This is a genomic window from Micromonospora sp. RB23 (assembly GCF_053585025.1).
Genome location: NZ_CM132111.1, coordinates 4,117,425 through 4,135,417, shown reverse-complemented (window position 1 = coordinate 4,135,417; position 17,993 = coordinate 4,117,425). Strand labels below are relative to the sequence as shown.

19 protein-coding genes are annotated in these 17,993 nt (G+C 71.4%); 10 read left to right on the top strand and 9 right to left on the bottom strand.

Features of this window, described 5'->3' with window-relative positions; translation table 11 throughout:
- Positions 1-6: 6 nt before the first annotated feature.
- Entirely contained in the window at positions 7-141 is a 135-nt protein-coding gene (locus ACTFTM_RS19095) for a hypothetical protein (RefSeq protein ID WP_449561833.1), read from the bottom strand.
- 158 nt (positions 142-299) lie between these two features.
- Here ACTFTM_RS19095 and ACTFTM_RS19090 point away from each other — a divergent pair, with 158 nt between their 5' ends.
- Complete coding sequence (locus tag ACTFTM_RS19090) at positions 300-890, top strand: DUF5753 domain-containing protein (protein WP_449561832.1); 591 nt, start codon at positions 300-302, stop codon at positions 888-890.
- Complete coding sequence (locus tag ACTFTM_RS19085; protein WP_449561831.1) at positions 881-1,072, top strand: DUF397 domain-containing protein; 192 nt, start codon at positions 881-883, stop codon at positions 1,070-1,072. Before ACTFTM_RS19090 ends, ACTFTM_RS19085 begins: the two co-directional genes overlap by 10 nt.
- 213 nt (positions 1,073-1,285) lie before the next feature.
- On the opposite strand, the gene ACTFTM_RS19080 is transcribed toward ACTFTM_RS19085, so the two are convergent.
- Together ACTFTM_RS19080 and ACTFTM_RS19075 are read right to left on the bottom strand one after the other, a co-directional pair.
- On the bottom strand, positions 1,286-1,600 hold the full coding sequence (locus tag ACTFTM_RS19080; RefSeq protein WP_449561830.1) for a hypothetical protein: 315 nt from the start codon (positions 1,598-1,600) through the stop codon (positions 1,286-1,288).
- A 54-nt stretch (positions 1,601-1,654) separates the two neighbouring features.
- The gene (locus ACTFTM_RS19075; protein WP_449561829.1) at positions 1,655-4,456 is read right to left on the bottom strand and encodes a M14 family zinc carboxypeptidase; all 2,802 of its coding nucleotides are present in this window, start codon (positions 4,454-4,456) and stop codon (positions 1,655-1,657) included.
- Between the two features lie 168 nt (positions 4,457-4,624).
- Between ACTFTM_RS19075 and ACTFTM_RS19070 the strand changes: the two genes are divergently transcribed.
- The gene (locus ACTFTM_RS19070; protein WP_449561828.1) at positions 4,625-4,996 is read left to right on the top strand and encodes an effector-associated constant component EACC1; all 372 of its coding nucleotides are present in this window, start codon (positions 4,625-4,627) and stop codon (positions 4,994-4,996) included.
- Positions 4,997-5,041: 45 nt separating this feature from the next.
- On the opposite strand, the gene ACTFTM_RS19065 is transcribed toward ACTFTM_RS19070, so the two are convergent.
- The 3 genes from ACTFTM_RS19065 to ACTFTM_RS19055 form a co-directional block, all read right to left on the bottom strand.
- Positions 5,042-6,367 (bottom strand): glycoside hydrolase family 18 protein, encoded by a 1,326-nt coding sequence (locus ACTFTM_RS19065; protein WP_449561827.1) that lies wholly within the window; start codon positions 6,365-6,367, stop codon positions 5,042-5,044.
- A gap of 148 nt (positions 6,368-6,515) precedes the next feature.
- The gene (locus ACTFTM_RS19060; protein WP_449561826.1) at positions 6,516-6,935 is read right to left on the bottom strand and encodes a PPOX class F420-dependent oxidoreductase; all 420 of its coding nucleotides are present in this window, start codon (positions 6,933-6,935) and stop codon (positions 6,516-6,518) included.
- A 296-nt stretch (positions 6,936-7,231) separates the two neighbouring features.
- The gene (locus tag ACTFTM_RS19055) at positions 7,232-7,642 is read right to left on the bottom strand and encodes a VOC family protein (protein WP_449561825.1); all 411 of its coding nucleotides are present in this window, start codon (positions 7,640-7,642) and stop codon (positions 7,232-7,234) included.
- 120 nt (positions 7,643-7,762) lie between these two features.
- On the opposite strand from ACTFTM_RS19055, the gene ACTFTM_RS19050 reads away from it, so the two are divergent.
- The 5 genes from ACTFTM_RS19050 to ACTFTM_RS19030 all read left to right on the top strand — a co-directional run bounded on the left by ACTFTM_RS19050 (position 7,763) and on the right by ACTFTM_RS19030 (position 13,528).
- On the top strand, positions 7,763-8,656 hold the full coding sequence (locus ACTFTM_RS19050; RefSeq protein ID WP_449561824.1) for an NAD-dependent epimerase/dehydratase family protein: 894 nt from the start codon (positions 7,763-7,765) through the stop codon (positions 8,654-8,656).
- Between the two features lie 48 nt (positions 8,657-8,704).
- Positions 8,705-10,120: a hypothetical protein gene (locus tag ACTFTM_RS19045; RefSeq protein WP_449561823.1), complete on the top strand. Its 1,416-nt coding sequence runs from the start codon at positions 8,705-8,707 to the stop codon at positions 10,118-10,120.
- Between the two features lie 73 nt (positions 10,121-10,193).
- Positions 10,194-11,393, top strand: a complete 1,200-nt coding sequence (locus tag ACTFTM_RS19040) for a low temperature requirement protein A (RefSeq protein ID WP_449561822.1) — start codon at positions 10,194-10,196, stop codon at positions 11,391-11,393.
- Between the two features lie 157 nt (positions 11,394-11,550).
- Positions 11,551-12,456 carry an acetyltransferase gene (locus ACTFTM_RS19035; protein WP_449561821.1) on the top strand — a complete coding sequence of 302 codons (906 nt, stop codon included), beginning with the start codon at positions 11,551-11,553 and terminating at the stop codon, positions 12,454-12,456.
- A 79-nt stretch (positions 12,457-12,535) separates the two neighbouring features.
- Positions 12,536-13,528 carry an alpha/beta hydrolase gene (locus ACTFTM_RS19030; protein WP_449561820.1) on the top strand — a complete coding sequence of 331 codons (993 nt, stop codon included), beginning with the start codon at positions 12,536-12,538 and terminating at the stop codon, positions 13,526-13,528.
- A gap of 60 nt (positions 13,529-13,588) precedes the next feature.
- Here the strand turns inward: ACTFTM_RS19030 and ACTFTM_RS19025 are convergent, their stop codons facing one another.
- Entirely contained in the window at positions 13,589-14,692 is a 1,104-nt protein-coding gene (locus ACTFTM_RS19025) for an aldo/keto reductase (protein WP_449561819.1), read from the bottom strand.
- Positions 14,693-14,800: 108 nt separating this feature from the next.
- On the opposite strand from ACTFTM_RS19025, the gene ACTFTM_RS19020 reads away from it, so the two are divergent.
- A complete protein-coding gene (locus ACTFTM_RS19020; protein ID WP_449561818.1) occupies positions 14,801-15,430 on the top strand; it encodes a TetR/AcrR family transcriptional regulator in 630 nt (209 codons plus the stop codon).
- A complete protein-coding gene (locus ACTFTM_RS19015; protein ID WP_449561817.1) occupies positions 15,427-16,164 on the top strand; it encodes an alpha/beta fold hydrolase in 738 nt (245 codons plus the stop codon). The genes ACTFTM_RS19020 and ACTFTM_RS19015 overlap by 4 nt, the downstream gene beginning before the upstream one ends.
- Positions 16,165-16,186: 22 nt before the next feature.
- Here the strand turns inward: ACTFTM_RS19015 and ACTFTM_RS19010 are convergent, their stop codons facing one another.
- Entirely contained in the window at positions 16,187-16,786 is a 600-nt protein-coding gene (locus tag ACTFTM_RS19010; RefSeq protein ID WP_449561816.1) for a DUF305 domain-containing protein, read from the bottom strand.
- 72 nt (positions 16,787-16,858) lie between these two features.
- Positions 16,859-17,746: a DUF1996 domain-containing protein gene (locus ACTFTM_RS19005; protein WP_449561815.1), complete on the bottom strand. Its 888-nt coding sequence runs from the start codon at positions 17,744-17,746 to the stop codon at positions 16,859-16,861.
- Positions 17,747-17,993 lie beyond the last annotated feature (247 nt).

Genomic DNA, 17,993 nt, shown 5'->3' with positions numbered 1-17,993 from the left:
GCTCGACTAGCGGGCGGAGGCCCAGGTGATGAAGCGGTCGGTCAGGTCGGTGGGTGGATTGTCCGGGTTGAGTGCGGCCAGTTGGGTGGCGGCCTCCGACTGAAGCGCCGTCAGGTGGGCCAACAGAGCCCGGCGATCCATCCGGTAGGTCGCGAGGAGGCGGAGCTTGGCCGCGGAGCACGGCCAGGCAATTCCGCAGGTGCCGCAGCGCCACGTCGGGCGGGTACGGGTCAGGTGCAGCAGGTCCGCTCGCCGCGTTCATCGTCGGGGAGATCCGTCGCGCCCGAGGAGCCGCCGGGATGACGCAGGAATCGTTCGGCCGAGGTGCCGGATTCAGCGCCTCACACGTCAGCGCCGTCGAGAGCGAGACGCGGGCGCTGACGATGGACTTCATCAAGGGCGCCGACCGCGCCCTCAAGAGCTATGCCCGCGCGGTCATCCGCTGCGATGACACGTTGAGCGATGACGAGGTCGAGAAGCGGCTGACGCACCGGATCGACCGCCAGGCGATCCTGACGAAGGCGAACGCCCCGCAGTTCATCGCCGTCATCGCCGAGGCGGTGCTCCGCCGCGCCGGCACGGAGTTCCGCGACACCATGGAGGGGCAGATCAAGCAGTTGACCACCCTGGCCGAGCGACCGAACGTCAGCATCCACCTGCTGCCGGACGAGGTCAGTATGCACGTCGGCCTGACCGGGCCGTTCAGCCTGGCGCGTCTACCCGATCACAAGTGGGTGGCACAGATGGAGAATCAGCTCGGCGGTGTGGTCATCGACCGTGACGAAGATGTGGATAATCTCATGTCGAGGTGGGAGATGGTTCGCAGCGAGGCGCTTCCCCGCCGGCAGTCGATAGAACTGATGAGGGATGTGGTGACGTCATGGACCTGACCGCCGCTGTGTGGCGTAAGTCCACTCGTAGCGGGTCTGGTGGCGGCAACTGCGTCGAGGTTGCGGACGATCTGCCGGGCATCGTCGGTGTGCGGGACTCCAAGGACTCCGACGGGCCGGCCCTGGTCTTCGGGCCGGCGTCGTGGCGGGCGTTCGTCACCGAGGTCGCCCGGCGGTCGTAGCCGGCGGACGGATGATCGCCCCTGCCCAGCAGGGCCGCACCATCGGACGAACGCTTTAGAGCTGATGTCGCGAAGGAATCGCCCGGCTCGCGCCCCTGATTCGTCGACGACATCAGCTCCACAGCGCCCGAACTCCACCACCGCCCCGCGCGTCGGCCCGGACGCCAAGGCGGCCCGACCTGCCAGCCTGCCCGGTGCCGACGAGGATTTCCGTCAGCCGTCGATGCTGCGGAAGGTGGTGTAGTTGCAGGAGTAGCCCAAGTAGTCCTCCGGACCGTTGGCCCCGCAGATCTCCATCCGGACCACGTCGTTGGCGTAGACCTGCACCGGGTCCCAGATCATCGAACGTCCGGAGCCGCCACCGTTGTACCTGGTGTCGATCAGGACACCGTTGCGGTAGACCCGGCCCAGGACTCCGTCGCCGTTGGCGCAGGTGTCCCGCACGATGGAGTAGTCGTCGTTCATGCCGCCGCCGGGTGCGCCCTCGCCGTAGTCGACGAAGTCGAGTCGACCGCCCTGACAGGACATTCTGTACGGCCGGGTCAATGGGGAGTTCGGTCGTGTGCCGAACACCGTGTTCGGTCAGGCGACCACCGACCGCAGCGGCACTCCGGAGGCGCGCAGCGCGCGTACCAGATCGTTCGTGAAGGGGTGTTCGTCGGCCTGGAGGCCCTGCGGGTTGGGGATCACGACGTACGCCGAGGTGCCCTTCGCGGTCGTGCGCGCGTCGGTGGTGAAGCGTTCGACGACGGCCCGCGCGCGCGGCAGGTCCGTCGCCGCGACCTCGATGGTGACTGGTCGCCAGCCGCCGCCCAGGTCCGCCGTCACCGGCGCGGCGGCGGCGCTGGCGCGCGCCGCGTCGGTGCCCGGCGTCCGTCGGGCGCCGGGCGCGTCCGGCGGGTAGAGCAGCGCGTTCGCCACCAGGTGCAGACCATTTTCGTTGTACGCCCGAAACAGCGGGTTGAACGCGAACAGCACCGCCCGACCGGCGCCGGTGGGTTCGTCGACGACGGCCGCCGTGCCCTTGAGAATGTCCGCGCCGACGGTGTAGCCGTTGGCCCAGAACGTGTCGCCGCTCGGGTAGGTGAGCACGTTCGTCCCGGTGCTGCTCGGGGTGAGGATCGGGTCGCTGTTGTTGAACTCGAAGTCCTCGGCGGGGCGACCCAGGGCGACCGGGTTGTCGGTGGCGACGTCGACCCGCAGGTGGGAGCCGATCACCAGGTAGTCGGCCGGTTTGGTCTTCTCCGTGGTGGAGGTGAGTCCGGCGGCGCGGGCGAGTCGGGTGCCCTCGTTGCGTAGCCCGACGTAGGTGTGGCCCTGGGCGATCCAGTCGCGCAGGTTGGCCTGGCCGGCGGCGGTCAGGCCCCCGGTGGCGTTGCTGCCGTCGGGGACCAGCAGCACGGTACGTCCGGTGAACGCCTCGGTGTTGTCGTTGATGTCGGCCGTGGTGACCGGCTTCAGGTCGAGTCCCCACCGCTTGCCGAGCACGTAGCGGGCCTCGCCGTGCGAGCCGGACGTGGTGGAGATGCCGGTGCCCTGGAACAGCCCGACGTCGGGCAGGTCGAGCGGGGTGCCGCTGGGCTGTCCGCCCGGGGTGAGGGTGACCCCGGCGGCCCTCGCCAGGTCGTCGACCGTACGGCTCAGGCTGCGCGCCGGGATCGCGACCCGGCCGGTGTCGAGGTCCCGCACGAGCGGCACACCCCGGCCGAGCAGAGCGAACGTGAACTCGGCGGCGGCGGCCGAGTCCAGGGGGTACGTGTAGGAGCCCCACGGCCAGGCCAGCCCGCTGCGGCCGCCGGTGATCCCCCGGACCAACTGGGCTTTCGGACGGACGTTGTCGCCTGTGTAGATGGTCGAGACGCCCATCAGCAGCGGGTTGCTCCAGGAGGACACGTCGTAGAAGTACGGGAACGGCACGTACGGGTCCTCGCCCATGATCGCCTGGATCCAGTGCTTCTGCGGCTGGTCCATCGGGATCCAGTACGCGCCCTTGGGCACCGTGACGTTCGTGGCGCTGCGGCCCCCGAAGACGCGCGCGGTGGGTACGCGGGTGGGCTTCTGCACCTCGTACACCTCGACGTCCATGCGGCGCAGCCGCTCGACGAGCCGGCGGACGTCGGCGAGTTGCCGGTCGGGCAGCAGGAAGTACGAGCGGATCGTGACGGCCGGCACCGGGAACTGGACCTCGTTGGTGGGCTGCACCACCTCGTTCGGCTCCAGCGTGCCGGCCCGGCCCTGGGCGAGCGCGTCGGTCCAGATGTCGAAGTAGCCGTCCAGCACCTCGCGCTTGTTGGCGGCGGCCCAGCCGAGCGTCGACCACTGGGTGTGGAACTGCTGCTGCACGCGGTCGGCGACGGCCGAGCTGCTGCCCTTCTCGTACGTCATGCCGGCCGCACCGAAGCCGGTGGTGGGCACGGTGTCGCCGTAGCCCATGAAGAACATGTCGTACGTGTCGTAGTTGAAGTAGCACTCGGTGGTGACGGTGTCGTCGCAGGCGCCGTTGTAGCCGAAGCCGGCCTTGTTGGCCTCGCCGATCCGGTTGATCCAGTCCACGGCCTCGCCGGCGATCTCGTGGTGGATCGGGTCGGCGTTGGGCGGGAAGAAGTACTGCCGGCCGCCCATCTCGTGCGCGTCGACGAACACCTGCGGCGGGTAGCGGCGCAGCAGTTCGAGCTTGCCGTCGGTCTCCTGCTGGGTGCGGGCGAACCAGTCCCGGTTCATGTCGAAGCCGAACTCGTTCTGCCGCCGGGTCGCGTCGCGTCCGTCCGGGTTCTGCGTCGGCACGATGACGGTGACCAGGTTGTCGTTGCGCCGGGCGACCTCGCAGGACAGGCCGGCGGCCAGCTCGTACAGCGTCTTGAGGGCCGCGTCGGTGCCGCTCTTCTCGCCGCCGTGCACGTTCGCGGTGATCCAGACGATGGCCGGGCTGTCCTTCGCCGTACGGGCGGCCGTCCGCGCGCTCGTGCGGCGGGGATCACGCAGGCCGCGTACGTCGTCGGCGATCGTGCGCAGCGCGGACGGCCGCACGTGGCGCTCGTTGGACACCACCGCGTACGGCAGGGGTTGCCCGAGCACGCTGGTGGCCAGCACTCCGGTGACGACCCGGTCGGAGGCGCGGTCGACGGCCCCGAGGTACGTGCGGACCTCGTCGTTGGTGACGACCCGCTCCTGGCCGGTGCCGAGGGGGAAGCCGAGCGTCGCCTCGGGGCTCGGCACGCCGGCCAGCCGGGCGGTCGGGTCGCTGCTGCAGGTCGACGGTGGGGCGGCGCTCGCCGCTGGCGTGCCGCCGAGCAGGGGAGTCGTGCCGAGCAGGAGCGTGATCGCGGCGACGCCCGCGAGCCGCCTCGGAGGGACCGTCCAGAACGGACGCGACGATGGGGCCATGTCTCGGGTTCCCTTCTTGGGGGAAAGCCTCGCAGTGGCCGGAGCCTATGGATCCGCCGAGGCGGCGGTCAAGCTCTGATCGACTTCCGTAAGTGCGTGGGATGCCCCGCGCGGATCCGGCTGGCAGGATGGTGACGTGACTCAGCGTCGTCCTGGAGGGAGCAGACCGTGCCGGAGGCGATAACGCTCGCGGTTCGTCCAGATCTTCCGTCTGCCGACGCCCAGCGTTCGCTGGCGTCCTGGCTGCGCGCCGACGACCGGCTGCGCGCCGGCGTGGCCCCCGCGCCACCCGAGGGCGCGTCCGGGGGCGGCCCGGACGTGCTGCGGGTGGCGGTCGAGGACGCCGGTGTCGCCATGGTGCTCGTCCAGGCGGTCGCCGGGTGGCTCACCCACCGCCGCGACGACGTGTCGGTGGGGTTCAGTCGGGGTGACGGCTGGTCGGCCGAGCTGGACGTGCCCCGCGCGCGGGACATGACCGAGGTGACCGCGCTCATCGAGGCCACCGTGCGGGCGGTGACGCCGCAGGAGCGACGCCCGTGACCACGTGCCGCGTGGGCACTGTGTGATCACGGGCGTCGGATGCGCCTACCAGGTGGTCAGGCCGAGGCCGATCGTTCTGGTCAGGGTGGCGTTGTCGTCGTCACCGTCGAGTGACCAGATCATCGCCCCGCCCAGTCCGGTCCGTCGGATGTAGAGCGTCTTCTGCAACACGACGGCCGGGTCGTCGTACGTCCAGAGGGTCGTACCGTCGAACAGCCAGGCGTGCCCGGCGCGCAGGTCGCGGTGCACGGTGTAGCCCTTGCCGGCGAGGGTTTTGAGGTTCTTGTAGTCCTCGTACCCGGCCTCGAAGGTCGCCGGCGCGGGCCCGGCGGCCGGCTGGAAGAGGCCGTTGCCGCCGCCGGTGACGCCGGTCCAGCCGCGACCGTAGTAGGGGATGCCCAGGACCAGCTTGTGCCGTGGCGCGCCACGGGCGATCCACCCGTCGACGGCCACCTCGACGGAGAAGTCCGGGTTGTCGGGCGAGCCCGCCGGCACCCGCAGCGCGGACTGCTGGTTGGCCCGCGCGTCCCAGCCGCCGTGGAAGTCGTATCCCTGCACGGTGGCGAAGTCCAGGTACGTGAAGATCTTGCGGCCCTCGTAGCCAGCGTCCATGGCGGCCGGGTTGGCGGGCAGGAAGGCCGTCAGCGGGTGGTGCGTCCGGGTGGTGCGACCGTACGCGTCGAGCTGCCGGCGGAACTCGGCGAGCAGCTTAGTGAAGTTCTCCCGGTCCTCGGGGCGGATGACGTTGCCGGGCTCACCGTCCCAGTTCGGCCACTCCCAGTCGAGGTCGACGCCGTCGAAGACACCGGCGCCGGCACCCGGAGCGCCCGGGAGGTTGCCCTTGAGGTACAGGTCGATGCAGGAGGCGACGAACGCCTTGCGGGAGGCGTCGGTGCGGGCGGCGTTGGAGAAGTACGTCGACCAGCTCCACCCGCCCAGCGAGATCAGCACCTTGAGCTGGGGGTGCTTGGCCTTCAGTTTGGCGAGCTGGTGGAAGTTGCCGTTGAGTGCCTGACCGGGGGCGTCGGCGACGCCGTCGACGCTCTCCTCGGCGGGCACCGGTCGCTGGTAGTCGGCCCAGGCGTCGCCCTCGCCCGGCCCGCCGTCGAGGTAGCAGCGGCCGTCCTCGCTGATGTTGCCGAAGGCGTAGTTGACGTGGGTCAGGCGGCTCGCCGCACCGGACGTGTCGAGCTTCTTGACCGGGAAGGCCCGACCGTAGATGCCCCACTGGGTGAAGTAGCCGACCCGGTGGTAGCCGGGCTGACGGTCGGGCGTGACGGTCGCGCTCGCGGCGGCGGGCGGGGCGGCGGTGATCAGCAGGGTCGCCAGGGCGACGACGGCGGTGAGGCGGCGGTGGCGCAATTGACGCATCGGCACTCCCACGAGGGATCAAACAGAATTAGTAAAGACACTTATCTGATTGATGAAGTTAAGCCGATCACGCTCTGCGGTCAAGAGCCGCCCGTCCGCCACCGCCGCCCGTCCGCCACCGCCGCCCGTCCGCCGCCGCCTGGCCGGGTCAGCCGATCTGGCTGTTGTCCTTCATCGAGCCCCACCCGTGCCACCGGTCGATCTCGATCAGGGCGCTGACCCGACCGCGATCACGCCGTGGGTAGGCATTGCCCGTGTAGTGCCGCGCCAGCCGGTCGATGTCGGTGAAGTCCTCGTCCGCGCGCAGCTCGGCGACGTGCCCGATGATGCTCACGTGGGTGTACCACCCGGCCTCGTCCAGCACGGTGAGGGAGACCCGGGGATCGTTGCGGACGTGCTCCAGGCGGCGACGACTCTCGTCCATGTTCACCAGGATCCGACCGTCGTCCCACAGGTACCAGGTCGCGGCGGACACCGGCTGACCACCATTGCGAAGCGTGGTCATGACAGCCGGGTTCGGCTTCTTGAGCATCTCGACCGCGGCCTCGGGAAGCGGTGGCTTGGACATGGGTCTCCTCCTCATGAGCGGGTACCCCTGCACGGTACGCACCCGGCCGGCGCACACAGGCCAGGACGCGGAACGCCGGATCACTCATCCGAGCCAGCTGCCGTCGCGCATGAGGAGGCGTCCCTTCAGCTCGTTCGCCTCCCGCCGTGGCTCCCCCCGTCGGTCCCGTGCTCCCGGAGCGGTTCGGTCGCCCCCGCCGCGACCAACGGCACGTCCGACACGTGCCGCAGTCGTGCGAGGTCGTTCAGGCGCTGCTCCTCGGCGCGTGCGCGCCCCCACATGGCGAGACACATGGCTCAGCGCAGTTCCTGGATGCGGACCATGTTCCCGGCGGGATCCCGGAAGGCGCAGTCCCGCACGCCGTACGGCTGGTCCGTCGGCTCCTGCACGACCTCGACGTCGCCGGACTGCACCGTGGCGAAGGTGCCGTCCAGGTCGTGGGTCGCCAGCAGGATCCACCCGTACGTGCCCTTGGCCATCATCTCGGCGATGGTGCGCCGCTCGTCCTCGGTGATGCCCGGGTCGGCGGCCGGCGGCGCCAGCAGGATGGAGGTGCCGGGCTGCTCGACGGGGCCGACGGTGATCCACCGCATCGTGCCCTTCCCGACGTCGCTGCGGACCTCGAAGCCGAGGACGTCACGGTAGAAGGCCACCGAGGCGTCCGGGTCGACGTGCGGGAGAACGGTCGTGTGAATGGTGATGTCCATGCTGGTCATGCTAGGGAGGGCCGCCAGTGGTGACTTCTCGATTCCTGATCGGTGCGGCGGGTGGCTCGCCGGTGCGCACCCGCGTGCGAGCCGCCGGGGCGGGCCGGCGAGGATGGGTCCATGACCGATCCCGTACTCCCCGGACGTGTCGTCGTCACCGGCGCCACCGGCAAGCTCGGCCGCGCCGTGGTCGCCCACCTGCGCGGTCTCGGCGTCGACGTGCTCGCCGTGGACCGTGCCGGCGGACGCGACCCCCGCGACGTCGACGGCGAGTTCCTCCTCGTCGACCTGACCGACTACGGCCAGGTGGTCGAGGCGCTCACCGGTGGCGCCGACGAGCACGCCGGTGGCATCGAGGCGGTCGTGCACCTGGCCGCCGTTCCGGCGCCCGGGCTGATGCCGAACGCGGTCACGTTCGCGAACAACTCCGCCGCGACGTACAACGTCTTCGCCGCCGCCCGTGCCGCCGGCATCAGGCGCGTGGTGTGGGCGTCCAGCGAGACGGTGCTCGGGCTGCCGTTCGACACCCCACCGCCGTACGCGCCGGTCGACGAGGAGTACGCGCCCCGGCCGGAGTCGACGTACTCGCTGAACAAGGCCCTCGAGGAGGAGATGGCCCGGCACTTCTGCCGCTGGGACCCGGAGCTGGTCATGGTGGGCCTGCGGTTCTCCAACGTGATGGACGTCGAGGACTACCTGCCGTTCCCGTCGTTCGACGCGGACCCGCGGGCGCGGCGGTGGAACCTCTGGGGCTACATCGACTCCCGCGACGGCGCGCAGGCCGTCGAGCGGGCGCTCGCGTACGACCGGCCCGGCGCGGACGTCTTCATCATCGCCAACGCCGACACCGTCATGACCCGCTCCAGCGCCAGCCTGATGGCCGAGGTCTATCCGGGCGTCGAGATCCGCAAGGAGTTGGGCGAGCACGAGACCCTGCTCAGCATCGACAAGGCGCGGCGGGTGCTGGGCTACGAGCCCCGGCACTCGTGGCGGGACCACGTCGACCAGTTGTAGTCCGCGTCGGCGCGTAACCGGGTTGTGCCGTACACCCAGAATGTATGCGTGACCCTCGATATCGATCACGTGTACGTGCCGATCAAGTTCGACCTCGGCGGCACGCTGCAGGACGTGGAGCCGGCGCTCCCGCTGCTGGCCAGCCTGGGGGCCACCTCGGTGCACGCCGTCCAGCACGAGGAGACCCGGGCCTACAACATCTCGTACCTGGCCACCCACCCGCCGGTGTTGCAGATCTCCCTCGGCACGTCGCCGGTGCGCATCGGCCGTACGACGTGGGCCACCAGCACCCAGATCGTGATCTACCCGGCGCTCGGCGTGATCTCGGTGGACCTGCGGTTCGCCGCACCGGAGCCCGGGGTCAGCACCGAGGACATCTGCCGGTTCTACGACGATCTCGTGCGCGAGAACACCCTCGACTACTTCCGGCACCTGCGCGACCTGGACACCTTCTCGCCGAACCTGGCCGGGCACCTCGCCATGATCGAGGCCGAGCCCCGGGAACACGGTGGGCTGACGGTGTCCGCCCACGTCCAGGCGGTCCGCGCGATCCTGCGTGAGTCGGCCGGCTTCGAGCCCCGGGAACGCCGCTATCCGTTCCAGAACATGCGTCAGTTCTTCGTCCTGCGCGGTCCCGAGCGGGCCGAGAACGACCCGCTCGTGGAGTCGCTGCTGCGGCTCTCGGCGCTGCCGGTCACCTCGGGCCCGGCCGCCGACCACGAGCTGCTGCGCCTGCCCGGCCTGCTGGTCCGCACCACCGGCTGGTCCACCGTGGCGGTCCTGCACGACGGGGTGGACGCAGCGTCGCCGGCGGCCCGCCTGGTGCAGGACATGTACGGCCAGATCCACGCCCAGTGGTTCTTCTGCCAACTGTGGGTGGGGGTGGACCCGAACGACCGCGACGAACTCGTCGGGCCGGGACACTCGCTCGGCGCCCGCATCACCCAACTGGCACGGGTCCAACTGCAACTGAGCCGAGGCCTGGCCGAGGTCGGCAACGTGGACCTCATGTACCGCGATCCGATGCGCATCGCGGTGGCCACGTTCCTCATCGACGGGCTGCGGGTTCCCCGGCACCTACAGGCCGCGCGGCAGCGCCTCGAACTGCTGCGCAGCAATCTGAGCCAGCTCTTCGGGTTGCAGACGGCGCTGTTCCAGCAACGCCTCCAGTGGCTTTTCTCGGTCACCGCGGTCGCCGGCGTCGCGGCGCTGCTGCCGGAGATGCTCCAGGTCGACAGCATGGGCTGGCGGATCGTGACCATCGCCCTGTTCGGGGCGTTGGCGTTGTTCTGCTGGCTGCTGATCCGCCTGCTCGGCCGCGCGGGCCTGCGCACGGACCGGCGGGTCCGGCGGCCCCGGACGAGGCGGCGGAGCGCCGGGGCGAGGTGGTGGCGGCGCTGGGGCCGCGGGGGCGGCCGGACGCGAGCCGGCGTCGGCGACCGCCCTCCGGGCGATCCGGCATAACCACCCGGGCCTACCGACAGACCGGGATAAAGTCCCCTCAACGGGTACGAGGCGCGACCGAGGGGGTGCGGCCATGCAGTCGCGCACCTGGATGCGCGGGCTGGCCGACAGCACGAGCCCGCGTTCGGCGACCGTCCTGGAACTGTTGTTCGACATCGTCTACGTCTTCGCGCTCGCCCGCCTCGCCGGCCGGGTCGCGGACGACCTGACCATCGTCCGGCACACGCTGTTGTCCGAGGCGGGACAGACGCTGCTGTTCTTCACGGCGATGTGGATGATCTGGTCGCTGAACGCGCTGCTGGCCAGCACGTACGACCCCCGCCGGGTCGATCTCCAGGTCGTCCTGCTCGCCACCATGTTCGGCACGCTCGTTCTGGCGGTGTCGCTGCCGCAGGCCTTCGGTCAGCGCGGAGTGATCTTCGCCTGCACGTACGTCGTCGTCCAGCTCGGCAGACCGCTGTACCTGGTGTTCGCGCTGCGGGGTCATCCGGCGCAGATGTTTTCGTACCGGGTGCTCGTCTGGCACTCGATCTCTGGCGTGCTCTGGATCAGTGGCGGCGTCGACGGTGGCCTCGGTCGTGGCGTCTTCTGGTCGTTCGCGCTCGGCGTCGAGCTGATCGGCGCGGCCGCCAACTGGCCCGTGCCGCGCATCGGCCGCGCGCCGATCGCCAGCCTGGTCTCGGTCTCCGAGGTGCACCTCGCGGAGCGGTACAACCAGTTCTTCATGATCGCGCTCGCCGAGGTGGTGCTCGAAGCCGGCGCCGCCGTGAGCTTCCCGGGCTTCTCGACCGAGCGGACCATCACCCTCGTGGCGGCCTTCGTCGCCACGGTCTCCTTCTGGCGGCTCTACTTCTACCACGTGGGGCCGGGTAAGAAGGCCAGCGGCAGCGCCGGCGGAGAAGGGCTCCAGCTCTCCCGGTGGGCGAGCTACAGTCTGCTGCTCATCGTCGGTGGCATCATCTGCACCGCCGTCGGGTTCGGGCAGGTCATCGAGGATCCGCACCCGCCCATCGACTGGGCTCTGGTGGTCATCATCTTCGGCGGCCCGGTGCTGTTCCTGATCGGGCGCAGCTATCTGGAGCGCCGCTACTCGACCGCCCCGCGCTGTCAGATGTTGTTTCTCGGCGCGCTGGCCATGGCGGTGGCGGCGCTGCCGAGCGTCCTGCTCCCGCCGGTCGCGGTGGCCGGCCTGGCCGCGCTGATCCTGGCCGTGATCGCCGTCCTCGACGGGCACGCCCACCAGCGGGGCGCGCAGACCAATCCGACACTGTGAACCGGGGCGTTGAGGGTCGACGCCGCCTCACGTATCGTGGCGGCACGCCGTCAAGCCGGAAGGAGGTCAGAACAATGTCCGATGTTCTGCGCCCCCTCCGCGCCCCGGCGTCCACGCGGATCTGACCCGGGGCGCTCGCTTCCCGGAGGGTCACCACATGACCGACGTGCTCATCCGCCCGCTCGTCGCGGGCGAGGAAAACCTGTTCGACTCCATGGTCGATCCGCTGCCCCAACTGCGGCAGATCCCGTACGCCGACGGCATCGCCGGCGGCGGCTACCGGCCCGAGACCACCTGGGTCGCCCTGCGCGACGGCCGGGTCGTCGGCCGGGCGGCCTGGCTCCTCCCACCCGGTGCGGTGGGCGCCGGATGGCTGGAGCGGTTCGACCTGGCCGCCGAACCGCAGGTGGGGGCCGCGCTGTTGCGCGCCGCCCACGAGGCGCTGGGCGGTCCCGGTCGCTACTACGCGGCGCTGCCGGCACACTGGCGGCGTCGACCCGAGGTGCTGGCCGTGGTCACCGCGCCGATGGAGGCGGCCCGGCTCGCCGGCCTGGTCGAGGCGGGTGAGCGGCTGCGCTGCTCGTGGACGGGTACGCCCCTGCCGGCCACGTCCGGTCGGTACACCTTCCGTCCACCCGTCGACGTGGCCGAGATCAACGCCCTGGTCGCCCGGATCGCCGAGCCGGACGTCCTGACCGGCGTGGAGATCGCGCGGGCCGTCGGCGGCGTCGACCTGGCGACCGATCCGCTGGGCTGGCTGGGGGAGTCGACCGACGACTGGCGCGTCGCTCTCGTGGACGGCCGGCCGGTGGGCCTGGTCGGGACGGCCGGCGACGCCTGCTACCCCCTCCTGGCGTACCTCGGCCTGCTCGACGACGCGGCGCGCGGGGAGCTGCTGGCCGAGGCGGTCCGGGTGCTGGCCGCCGGTGGCGCGCGGGAGGTCATCGCCGATGTGGACGCCCACCGCGTCGCGGTGCTCGCGGAGCTGGAACGGACCGGGTTCCGCCAACTGCGCGCGCGCGTGCTGTTCGCGCCGCCGGCCGCCTCGGGCGGGACTGCGTAGCCCCTGCGGGTGCGCCCCGGGTCACCAGGGCGCACCCCCGCGGCTGCCGCGCCGTCGCCTCCTGCCAGGATCTGTGCCCGTGCCCGAGATCATCACCCTCGTCGCCGTCGGCGCGACGGCGCTGGTCGCGGTGGCGATCGTCGGGGTCTACCTCTGGCCGCTGGGCCTGCGCGCGCTGCGCCTGGCGCCGCCGCCGCCGCTCGACTTCGCCGCCGCCACCACTGCCGCCGCGAGGATCACGGCGGCGGAGGCCGCCGATCCGCAGGTACGGCCGGAGTCGCGCAGCCGCCTGCTGAGTCACGGCTCGCGTACCGGCCGCGCCGTCCTGCTGCTGCACGGCTACACCCTCGCGCCGGAGCAGTACGACGCGTTGGCCGAGGTGTTCTTCGCAAGGGGCTACAACGTGTGGATACCGCGCGCCCCGCGCCACGGCACCGTGGACCGGCGGGCCCACCACCTGGTCGAGGCCGGCGAGCTGACGGCGTACGCCCAGCAGGCCGTGACGATCGCGGCCGGCCTGGGCGACGAGGTGGGCGTCGTGGGCATCTCCGGTGGCGCGGTGCTGGCCACCTGGCTCGCCCAGGTCCGTGGGGACGTGGTGCGGCGGCTGCTGGTGCTGTCGCCGTTCTTCGGCCCCCGGCAGGCGCCGGCGTTCGCGGTCCGGCCCCTCATCACGCTGTACGGGCGGCGCGTCCTGCGCGACCGGGTCACCGCGCGCGGCTACTCGCTCGCGGCGGTCACGCGGTACCTGACGATCGTGCGGTCGCTGCCGCGCCCGCCGCGACGGACCGGCCTCGTGAGCGCGGCCGTGGCGATCAGCCCGCTCGACACGGTGGTGCATCCCGACGCGGCGGTACGGGTGCCGGGCCGGATCGCGCGGGCCAACGGCATCGACCTGCGGGTGTACGCCCTGCCCGAGTCGCTGGGCGTCCGCCACAACACCCTCGACCTGACCGGGCTCGGCGACGGGGCCGCCGACGTGTTGCGGCGCTACGTCGACCTCTACGAGGGCGACCCGGCGCCGACGTCCTCAGCCGCCGACACCGCTGCCGTCGGCCGCCAGGGGCTGTGACGCACGCCAGGGTGCGGCGGTGCGCCGCGAAGAAGCAGCGGCACACCGCCTCAACAAGCGCTACCGCGCCGCGTCGGCAGCGGCGTTGACGACCCGCGGCGCGTAGCCGGCCGGCTTGTCGCCGATGGACAGGCCCGGGCTCACCACCCAGGACTGGTACTGCGGGGTGAACATCACGTAGGGCGCCCCGAGTTGCGGCGCGCTGGCCTCGTCCAGCGTGCGGCGGGCGTCGGCCGGGATCTCGAAGTCGAGCGCCTCGAAGTTGCTGCTGACCTGCTGCGCGCTGCTCGCCCCGATGATCACCGAGGCGACGGCGGGCTGGGTGGCGACCCAGTTGATCGCGACCTGGGCCATGGTGCGGCCCAGATCGGCGGCGACGCTCTCCAGGGCGTCGATGACCTGCCACTCGCTGGCGCTGACCGCGCGACCGCCGGTGTCGGGGTTGGTCAACCGGCCGGTCCCGCTCAGGCCGTCGCCGCTGCGCCGGTACTTGCCGCTGAGCAGGCCGCTGGCGATCGGGCTCCACGCGGTGAGGCCCATGCCCAGGGTCTGGGCCATCGCCGGGTACTCCGCCTCGATGCCTCGGCTGACCAGTGAGTACGGGAGTTGCAGGTTGATCATCGGGGCCAGCCCGTGCGCCTCGGCGTAGCTCTGCGCCCGTGCCGCGTACCAGGCCGGCACGTCGGACAGGCCGGCGTACCGGATCTTGCCGGACCGCACCAGGTCGTCGAGGGTGTGCACGACCTCCTCGACCGGGGTGATCCGGTCCCAGGTGTGCAGCAGGTACAGGTCGATGTAGTCGGTGCCCAGCCGGCCCAGCGACGCCTCCACGGCCCGGATGATGTGCTTGCGGCCGTTGCCGCTCGCGTTCGGGTCGCTCGGGTCGACGGTGTTGGTGAACTTGCTGGTCAGCACGAGCCGTTCGCGGACGCCGGCCCGGTCGATCAGGCGGCCGAGGATCCTCTCGCTCTCCCCGGCGGTGTAGAAGTCGGCCGTGTCGATAAAGTTTCCGCCCGACTCCAGGTACTGGCGGAAGATCGGCTCCGACTCCTCTTCGGTCTTGCCGTACGCGGCGTGGAACCCGTCGACGCCGAAGTTCATCGTGCCCAGCGACAGCCGGCTCACCCGCAGGCCGGACCGTCCGAGCAGGTAGTACTGGTTCATGGTCGCGTCCTCCCGGTCGCTGTGCCGGCCCGGAGCGGACCGTGCGTGGACGACCTTGGCTCGCCAAAATTGGACCTGCAAGTCCAGAAAGCGGGCTAGGGTGGGGCCATGACTCGCGCGTTGACCCGCAAGGGCGAGGCGACCCGTGCGCGGATCGTCGCCGGCGCCGCCGCCGAGATCCGTGAGCGCGGCGTCGACGAGGTACGCCTCGAAGACGTGATGGCCCACACGGGCACCAGCAAGGGCCAGCTCTTCCACTACTTCCCGGACGGCAAGGAGGAGCTGCTGCTCGCGGTGGCCCAGCACGAGGCCGACCAGGTGCTCACCGACCAGGAGCCGATGCTCAGCAACCTGACCTCCTGGTCGGCCTGGCAGGCGTGGCGGGACCGGCTCATCGAGCGTTACCGCGCCCAGGGCGTGAAGTGTCCGCTCAACGGCCTGCTCGGCCAGACCGGCCGCCGCGCGCCGGGCGCACAGGCGATCGTGACCGGGCTCATGTGGCGCTGGCAGGACAAGATCACCGAAGGTGTCCGGCACATGCAGTCGACCGGGGACATCGCCCCCGAGGTCGACGCCGAGCGCGCCGCCGCGGCACTCCTGGCCGGCATCCAGGGCGGCGTACTGCTGCTCCTCTCCACCGGGAAGACCGACCACCTGGAGGCCGCCCTGGACCTGACCATCGAACGCCTGCGGGCGGACCGCCGAGAAGAACGGAACCCGGAAGAGGTACGGCAGTGAACGACGACGACAACCGACCGCCGCTGGTCCTGATCCACGGCCTGACCTACGACAAGCGGCAGTGGGGTCCGGTCCGGCGCGAGCTGGCGGCGATCGACCCGCAGCGGCAGGTCCTCGCGCTCGACCTGCCCGGTCACGGCGACGCGCCCCGGCGGGACTCCTACCGGATGGCCGAGGTCGCCGACGTCGTGCACGCCCAGGTGACCGAGGCGGGTCTCGCCGCGCCCGTCGTGGTGGGGCACTCGGTGGGCGCGGTGGTCGCCACGACCTACGCGGCCCGCCATCCGGTGCGGGGTGTGGTGAACCTGGACCAGATCCTGCTGCCCGGTCCGTTCGGCGCCGCCGTACGCGAGGCCGAGCCGACGCTGCGCGGCCCGCAGTGGCGGCAGGTGTGGGACCGCATGCTGGCCGGCATGGGCATCGAGTCGTTGCCGGCCCAGGCGCGGGCGATCGTCACCACCGCGACCGATCCCCGGCCGGATCTGCTGCTGGGCTACTGGGGTGAGATCCTGCACTCGTCCGACGAGGGCATCGTCGTTCAGCGGTCCGGTGACCTGCGGTCGATCGCCGAGCGGGGAGTCCGCTACCGCTGGGTGACCTCGTCCGAGCCGCCGGCTCGCTATCTGTCCTGGCTGACCGGGGTCCTGCCGGACGTCGAGGTCACCGTGCTGCCCGGCAGCCACTTCCCGCACCTGGCGGAACCGGCGACGATTGCCCGGCTGCTGGTGAGCTGACCGGCGCGTCCGGCCCGGCCCGTCAGGTCGGCCGGGGCGTTCCCGGTGGTCGGTCGAGCTGGTCGAGGCGGGCCAGATCGCCGTCGCCGGTTCGGATCACGGCTGCGGCCAGCGCCGTGGTGTCCGGGTGGACGCCGGCCCGCTGCTCGGCGGCGGCGATCTTGACCGCCTGCGCGAGGTGGGCCCGCAGGTGCGCGGCGAGCAGCCGCTGGAACGCCGTCCCGGTGGCCGACCGGAGCGCGGCCAGCTCGTCGGCGGTGATCATGCCCGGCATGTCGTGACCCTCGTGCGGGTTGGTCGTCGGGGCTCCGGCCTCGCCGAGCAGGTCGCGGGAGCGGGCCAGGTCGGCCCGGCTGCTCTCCTGGACCTGCGCGGCCAGCCGTCGCCAGGTCGGGTCGGTGGTGTGGGCCGGCACCAGGTCCAGCACCGGGAGCAGCCGCTGTGCCATCGCCGCCGTCAGTTGCAGCCAGGCGATGTCGGTGGGGCTGAACGCGCCGGTCGACGGGGTGGCGGCGGCCGGCGGGGAGGCCGGTGGCGCGGCGTCGTCGGTGGCGCCCGACGGTCCGTCGGCGCAGGCGGTGACGAGCGTTGCCGTGATCAGCAGCGCGACGTGAACCCGCATGCCTCCTCCTTCCGGCGTGGCCTCGGCGTGCAGAGGGGCGGCCCGGCAGGACCGGGCCGCCCCTAGGACGGATCAGATCGGTCGGCCGTCGTGGCCGCACTTGATGACCGGGCGGATGCAGTCCTGGACCCGGCGGGCCATCTCCGCGGTCGGCCAGGCGTTGAAGAAGTCGCCGTGCATGGTGTAGCCCGGTCCGGAGGCGAGCCGGAAGTGCGACGGGTCGCCGTTGACCGGGTACCGCAGCACCTGCCGCAACTTCGGCACGTGCACCGGGTGGGTGCTCGGGCAGGCCTGGTTCACCGGGTACGCCAGGTGGCTCTTGTGGTCCGCCGAGTCCAGGTCGCGGCCGTTCCAGCACTGCGGGAAGTCCAGGTACGACTCCAGCATGGTGCCGGCCGGACAGTTGACGAAGTCCTTCGACGGCGGCACCTGACCGGCGTGCAGGCAGGACCAGCGGGCGATGCTGTCGTTCGGGCCGGTGGCCTTCGCGTTGCCGGCGACGAGCCGCAGGCCCTGCGGGATGGGCTGGGTGTTGGCGACGACGTCGGCGCGCACACCCTCACCGAGGTAGTAGAACGTGGCGATGGCCGGTTCCACCGCGACGTTGTCGCGGTAGAGGGTCGGCACCCAGTACGACGAGACGTCCACCGCCGGGTTGCAGGTGGTGGTGGATTTCACCAGGTCGGGCAGGGTGGTCGTGGCGTTGGTCGCGTTGCTGCCGAAGAAGCTGTGCATGTGTGAGGCCCCGGGCAGTCCGGGGAAGACGATCGGGTCGTCCGGCAGCCGGTGGCTGTACGTGCAGTCGGCGGGGAACTCGGCGACCCGGATGACGTTGGCGACCGGGGCGGCGTCGGCCCGGTCGGTCGTCGAGACCAGGTACGTGCCGAGGAGGGTCAGCAGGGCGCCGATCGCCACGGTGAGGCGTAGCCGGCGGTGGGAGAGGGGTGCGGCCCTGTCCATCGTGACTCCTGTCGGGGGACGGGTCAGGGGCAACTCCGCTGCCGCCGCCGAAGACAGCGGAGTATGTCCTGGCCAGAATGGTGGTGGCCCGGTGGGGCCGGTGCGAGAGAGCGCTCTCAGCAGTCCCAGCCTTACCCTCATGTCGAAAGTTGTCAATACGTCCCGCAGTTGCTGGAAAAATGACGACCACAGCGGCCGGGCCCCGCCACGGGGCCCGGCCGGCTGCGGCGTGGACGGCCGGCGTGGG

Coding starts and splice junctions, on each gene's coding strand:
- ACTFTM_RS19075 (WP_449561829.1), bottom strand. CDS start 4,456: ATGGCCCCATCGTCGCGTCCGTTCTGGACGGTCCCTCCGAGGCGGCTC.
- ACTFTM_RS19040 (WP_449561822.1), top strand. CDS start 10,194: ATGCAGTCGCGCACCTGGATGCGCGGGCTGGCCGACAGCACGAGCCCG.
- ACTFTM_RS19090 (WP_449561832.1), top strand. CDS start 300: ATGACGCAGGAATCGTTCGGCCGAGGTGCCGGATTCAGCGCCTCACAC.
- ACTFTM_RS19080 (WP_449561830.1), bottom strand. CDS start 1,600: ATGTCCTGTCAGGGCGGTCGACTCGACTTCGTCGACTACGGCGAGGGC.
- ACTFTM_RS19020 (WP_449561818.1), top strand. CDS start 14,801: ATGACTCGCGCGTTGACCCGCAAGGGCGAGGCGACCCGTGCGCGGATC.
- ACTFTM_RS19095 (WP_449561833.1), bottom strand. CDS start 141: ATGGATCGCCGGGCTCTGTTGGCCCACCTGACGGCGCTTCAGTCGGAG.
- ACTFTM_RS19005 (WP_449561815.1), bottom strand. CDS start 17,746: ATGGACAGGGCCGCACCCCTCTCCCACCGCCGGCTACGCCTCACCGTG.
- ACTFTM_RS19085 (WP_449561831.1), top strand. CDS start 881: ATGGACCTGACCGCCGCTGTGTGGCGTAAGTCCACTCGTAGCGGGTCT.
- ACTFTM_RS19065 (WP_449561827.1), bottom strand. CDS start 6,367: ATGCGTCAATTGCGCCACCGCCGCCTCACCGCCGTCGTCGCCCTGGCG.
- ACTFTM_RS19055 (WP_449561825.1), bottom strand. CDS start 7,642: ATGGACATCACCATTCACACGACCGTTCTCCCGCACGTCGACCCGGAC.
- ACTFTM_RS19050 (WP_449561824.1), top strand. CDS start 7,763: ATGACCGATCCCGTACTCCCCGGACGTGTCGTCGTCACCGGCGCCACC.
- ACTFTM_RS19060 (WP_449561826.1), bottom strand. CDS start 6,935: ATGTCCAAGCCACCGCTTCCCGAGGCCGCGGTCGAGATGCTCAAGAAG.
- ACTFTM_RS19025 (WP_449561819.1), bottom strand. CDS start 14,692: ATGAACCAGTACTACCTGCTCGGACGGTCCGGCCTGCGGGTGAGCCGG.
- ACTFTM_RS19035 (WP_449561821.1), top strand. CDS start 11,551: ATGACCGACGTGCTCATCCGCCCGCTCGTCGCGGGCGAGGAAAACCTG.
- ACTFTM_RS19010 (WP_449561816.1), bottom strand. CDS start 16,786: ATGCGGGTTCACGTCGCGCTGCTGATCACGGCAACGCTCGTCACCGCC.